Source organism: Bacteroides caecigallinarum, assembly GCF_016901995.1.
Lineage (GTDB): Bacteria > Bacteroidota > Bacteroidia > Bacteroidales > Bacteroidaceae > Phocaeicola > Phocaeicola cellulolyticus.
The window spans coordinates 1-320 of sequence record NZ_JACJLE010000180.1; the positions used below are offsets into that span (position 1 = coordinate 1).

The window sequence follows — 320 nt, forward strand, 5'->3', positions numbered from 1 at the left end:
CCGAACACCTTCTTGAAGGTCAAATCGGCTTTGGGGTCTAGATATTTCATATCAATGTGCCTGTTTTCATTATATCACAATACAAAGGATTATTGTTATCCTCGATTAAAAGAATAGGTTCTATAAGATTACTTATTTTCCTCCTTAATTTCCATAAGACAGGAGTATCATCAAAATAATTATCACTTAATTTATCTACCACCACAGCTATATCAATGTCACTATTTTCGTTATATGTACCTTTACTGTACGAGCCATATATATATAGCGCCTTAACGGGTAGTTTTTCTGCCACCAGTTTTTTGTATCTTTTTGCAATT

At 32.8% G+C, this 320-nt stretch carries 1 protein-coding gene; it reads right to left on the reverse strand.

Features of this window, described 5'->3' with window-relative positions; translation table 11 throughout:
- Nucleotides 1-46 precede the first annotated feature (46 nt).
- The gene (locus H6A61_RS15520; RefSeq protein ID WP_346342347.1) at nucleotides 47-319 is read right to left on the reverse strand and encodes a nucleotidyltransferase domain-containing protein; all 273 of its coding nucleotides are present in this window, start codon (nucleotides 317-319) and stop codon (nucleotides 47-49) included.
- Between the last annotated feature and the right edge of the window lies 1 nt (nucleotide 320).